6 protein-coding genes are annotated in these 4,745 nt (G+C 65.0%); all 6 read left to right on the top strand.

The features are described 5' to 3' along the window. The coding region (locus VN856_RS11835) for a thiolase domain-containing protein (protein ID WP_325689181.1) at window positions 1-982 on the top strand (982 nt) is incomplete at its 5' end. A 2-nt stretch (window positions 983-984) separates the two neighbouring features. After that, complete coding sequence (locus VN856_RS11830; protein ID WP_325689179.1) at window positions 985-2,166, top strand: thiolase domain-containing protein; 1,182 nt, start codon at window positions 985-987, stop codon at window positions 2,164-2,166. After that, window positions 2,163-3,041, top strand: coding sequence for a TIGR03619 family F420-dependent LLM class oxidoreductase (locus tag VN856_RS11825; RefSeq protein ID WP_325689177.1), 879 nt, complete (start codon window positions 2,163-2,165; stop codon window positions 3,039-3,041). Before VN856_RS11830 ends, VN856_RS11825 begins: the two co-directional genes overlap by 4 nt. After that, window positions 3,029-3,445 carry a nuclear transport factor 2 family protein gene (locus tag VN856_RS11820; RefSeq protein ID WP_325689175.1) on the top strand — a complete coding sequence of 139 codons (417 nt, stop codon included), beginning with the start codon at window positions 3,029-3,031 and terminating at the stop codon, window positions 3,443-3,445. The genes VN856_RS11825 and VN856_RS11820 overlap by 13 nt, the downstream gene beginning before the upstream one ends. 111 nt (window positions 3,446-3,556) lie before the next feature. Next, window positions 3,557-4,147, top strand: coding sequence for a DUF4389 domain-containing protein (locus tag VN856_RS11815; protein ID WP_325689183.1), 591 nt, complete (start codon window positions 3,557-3,559; stop codon window positions 4,145-4,147). Next, window positions 4,134-4,745, top strand: a 612-nt coding sequence (locus VN856_RS11810; protein WP_325689173.1) for a class I SAM-dependent methyltransferase, incomplete at its 3' end; no start/stop codon positions are given. The genes VN856_RS11815 and VN856_RS11810, both read left to right, overlap by 14 nt.

Below are 4,745 nucleotides of genomic sequence, written 5' to 3'. Positions count from 1 at the left end.
CGAGATGCTGATGCCCTGCTTCCACTCGCTATACGAAGAGCTCGGCCTCGAGCAAACCGACATCGGCTTCTGGTGCTCCGGATCGTCGGATTACCTTGCCGGAAGGGCATTCTCGTTCATCTCAGCGATCGACTCGATCGGGGCGGTGCCGCCGATCAACGAGTCGCACGTCGAGATGGACGCGGCGTGGGCACTGTATGAGGCCTACATCAAGCTGCTCACCGGTCAGGTCGACACCGCGCTGGTCTACGGCTTCGGTAAATCTTCGGCCGGCACGCTGCGCCGAGTGCTCGCACTGCAGACCGACCCGTACACCGTCGCGCCGCTCTGGCCCGACGCCGTGTCGATGGCCGGCCTACAAGCCCGCTTCGGATTGGACGCCGGTAAGTGGACGGCCGAGCAGATGGCGCAGGTGGCGCTGGACTCGTTCGCCGCTGCCGGGCGCACCGACTCAGAGAAGCCGGCGAAGAGTATCGACGAGCTGCTGGCCCGGCCGTACTTCGCGGATCCCCTTCGGCGACACGACATTGCCCCGATCACCGACGGCGCCGCGGCGATCGTGCTGGCCGCCGGCGCCAAGGCCCGCGAGCTCCGGAAGAACCCGGCGTGGATCACCGGCATCGAGCACCGGATCGAGACTCCGGTGCTCGGCGCCCGCGACCTGACCACGTCGCCGTCGACGGCGGCTTCGGCCCAGGCAGCGACCGGCGGGGACGCCGCCTCGATCGAGGTGGCCGAGATCTACGCGCCGTTCAGCCATCAGCAACTCATCCTGACCGAGGCCATCGGGCTGCCGGCGTCGACGAAGATCAACCCGTCGGGCGGCGCACTTGCCGCCAACCCGATGTTCTCCGCAGGGTTGGAGCGCATCGGCTTTGCGGCACAACATATTTTCAACGGCGCTGCGGGACGGGTGCTGGCGCACGCGACCAGCGGCCCGGTGTTGCAACAGAATCTCGTCGCCGTCCTGGAAGGGAAATAAAGATGGCGGGCCAGCTCGCTGCGGTGCTCGGCACCGGCCAGACGAAATACGTTGCCAAGCGTCAAGACGTCTCGATGAACGGTCTGGTTCGCGAGGCCATCGACAAGGCATTGGCCGACTCCGGGTCGACGATGGATGACATCGACGCCGTGGTGGTCGGCAAGGCACCCGACTTCTTCGAGGGCGTCATGATGCCGGAGCTGTTCATGGCCGACGCGGTCGGCGCGACCGGCAAGCCGCTGATCCGGGTGCACACCGCGGGCTCGGTCGGCGGGTCGACCGGCGTGGTGGCGGCCAGCCTGGTGCAGTCGGGCAAATACCGGCGCGTACTGGCGATGGCGTGGGAGAAGCAGTCCGAGTCGAATGCCATGTGGGCGTTGAGCATTCCGGTGCCGTTCACCAAGCCGGTCGGCGCGGGCGCGGGCGGCTACTTCGCGCCGCACGTGCGCTCCTACATCCGCCGATCGGGCGCGCCAAACCACATCGGTGCCATGGTCGCGGTCAAGGACCGGCTGAACGGGGCCAAGAACCCGCTGGCGCACCTGCACCAACCTGACATCACGCTGGACAAGGTGATGGCGTCGCAGATGCTATGGGACCCAATCCGCTTCGACGAGACCTGCCCGTCGTCCGACGGCGCGTGCGCGGTCGTGATCGGCAACGAGGACATCGGCGACAAGCGGGTCGCAGACGGCCATCCAGTGGCATGGATCCATGCGACCGCATTACGCACCGAACCGCTGGCCTACTCGGGTCGCGACCAGGTCAACCCGCAAGCCGGACGCGACGCCGCGAAGGAGTTGTGGAAGGCGGCCGGTATCACCAGCCCGATCGACGAGATCGACGCGGCCGAGATTTACGTGCCGTTCTCCTGGTTCGAGCCGATGTGGTTGGAGAACTTGGGCTTTGCCCCAGAGGGCGAAGGTTGGAAGCTCACCGAGGCCGGTGAAACCGCGATCGGCGGCCGGATCCCGCTCAACGCCTCCGGTGGGGTGCTGTCGTCCAACCCGATCGGGGCGTCCGGCCTGATCCGGTTCGCCGAGGCGGCCATCCAGGTGATGGGCAAGGCAGGCGATCACCAAGTCAAGGGCGCCCGCAAGGCACTTGGCCACGCCTACGGCGGTGGCTCGCAGTATTACTCGATGTGGGTCGTCGGCTCGGACAAACCGGAGGACAAGCCGTGAAGTACACGTGCAGCATCGCGATGGGGCCGATCGACCAGCTGGTCGAAATCGCCAAAACCGCAGAAGAAGTGGGATTCGACGCGATCGCGTTGCCGGACTCGCTGTTCTACATGGAGACCGCCGCCGAGGATTACCCGTACACGCCGGACGGCTCGCGGATGTGGAACCAGGACACCCCGTGGGTCGACCCATTGATCGCCGCCGGCGCGATGGGCGCGGTCACCTCGGAGCTGTTCTTCTACACCAACGTGATGAAGCTCGGCTCCCGTAACCCGTTGCTGCTGGCGCGCCAGGTCGGCTCGGTGGCCAACCTCACCAACAACCGGTTCGGCTTCGGCGTCGGCATCGGCTGGGCGCCAGAAGAATTCGAATGGTGCGGTGTGCCCTACGCCAAGCGCGGAAAGCGTGTGGACGAGATGATCGAGGTCATCAAGCTGGTGCTGGACGGCGGGATGGTCGAATTCCACGGCGACTTCTACGACTTCGACAAGTTGCAGATGAGCCCGGCCCCGAGCAAGCCGGTCCCGTTCTACGTCGGCGGCCACACCGACGTGGCGCTCAAGCGCGCCGCCCGGGTCAGCGACGGGTGGACCAGCGCAATGATGACCTGCGAGCAACTCGGCGAGACCATCGGCAAGATCAAGGCGTTACTCGCCGAATACGACCGTGCGGATGTGCCTTTCGAATACCAGGCGGTCTGTATCGACAAGTTCGGCGTTGACGGTCACAAGGAGCTAGCCGACGTCGGCGTCACCGACAACATCGTCATCCCATGGGTTTTCGATGGGCTCCGCTTCGACGCGCCGATCGAGAAGAAGAAAGACTCGCTGAAGCGCTTCGCGGACACCTACATTCACTCGGGATGGCAACAGTGAGTGAGTCGCCGGCACACCTCGCCGGCAAGCGTTCCCGCGAAGCGGTGGGCGCCAGGGACAAGGAAGCCTGGCTGGCCGTCTTCGCCGACGATGCGATCGTCGAAGACCCGATCGGCCCATCCCATTTCGATCCCGAGGGTAAGGGCCATCGCGGACGCGACGCCATCTCGGCATTCTGGGACAAGGCGATTGCGCCGACCGACAACATCGAGTTCGTTTTCCGCGACACCTATCAGTGCGGCAATGAAGAAGCCAACGTCGGCCACATCTTGATCACCGCGGCAGGACACCAGGTAACCGCCGAAGGGGTGTTCACCTACAAAGCCGACAACAACGGCAAGCTGCTGGCGCTGCGCGCGTACTGGGAAGTCGATCAGGCCACCGCGAGCGCGCGCAAGATCTGAACCCGGCACTGCTGTCCCCCGTAGTTACATTGGAGCGACCTCCACATCGGCCGGGGGAGTTGCAGGATGGACAGCGTGGACGAGCCCGTTGGTGGGGACGATCCCGTGCGAGTGCGCGGTGCTATCGATGCGCCGTCGCGCCGGCTTTGGCTGGCCAAATGGTGCGTGCTGGCGGTGCCGCACTACCCCATTCTGATCGGTCTGTATCTGCTGTATCCGCTGGTGACGATCGCCGCCGGCGTCGCCATCGTCTTCACCGGACGCTATCCGCGCCCGCTTTTCGACTTCAATGTCGGGGTCCTGCGCTGGTCGTGGCGACTGATGAATTACCGCTTCCCGATGAACAGCACCGACAGGTATCCGCCTTTCACGCTCGCCTCGGTACCGGATTACCCGGCCGACCTCGAGGTGGACTACCCAGCAAGCCTTCGGAATCGGACGGTGCTGTTGCAACGGTGGCTGTTAGGACTGCCGCAGATAATCCTCTGCTGGTCGTTGGAGCCATTTCTGCAGGCGCTGTGCGTTGTCAACGCCGTGTGGTTGGGGTGCGTCGGCACAATCAACCAGGGCATGTTCGACCTTCTGATGGGCATCGTCAGGTGGCGGTACCGGGTGGCGGTGTACGTCTCGCTAATGCGCGACGAGTATCCGCCGTTCCGAATGGATCTGGGTAACGCGCAGGCAGGCCATGGCGCGCCGTAATCCGTTGTTCCCGTACATCTATCGACTCGGCATGCCGGTGTTCGACCGGTTGTTCTATCGCCGATACCGCCGACAGGCGATGACTCATGCCCTCGGCCGGCTACTGATGGTGGGCCTGGGGCCCGGGACCGACCTGCTGTTCCTCCCCGCGGCGGTCACGTCGGTTGCCGCCGTGGAGCCCGAGGCCGCGATGCGCAGAATGGCATCCGCGCTGGCACGCCGCCACGGCATTGACATCGACATCGTCGATGGGATCGGCGAGTCGATTCCGTTTCCGGACAACAGCTTTGACTCGGTACACATTGGCCTGGTGTTGTGTTCGGTCGACGATGTGGCCGCGACGCTCGCTGAAATCCGCCGGGTTCTTGCTCCCGGAGGCAGATTGGTTGTTCTCGAGCATGTCCGCGGGGACGGGCTGATGGGCTGGTTTCAGGACCTGATCGCCAGGCCGTGGTCATGGCTGGCTTCCGGATGCGAGCCGAACCGCCGAACCATCGACGCCATCGCCGCGGCCGGGTTCGACACCGGGGGATTACGCAACACGCGGCGCACCCTGGTGCCGCCCCCCTGCACTCCTCATCTGCATGGTTTCGCCACC

Origin of the sequence: Mycobacterium sp. (genome assembly GCF_035603715.1) — a bacterium.
GTDB lineage: Bacteria > Actinomycetota > Actinomycetes > Mycobacteriales > Mycobacteriaceae > Mycobacterium.
This window is presented reverse-complemented; position numbering and strand designations above follow the sequence as displayed.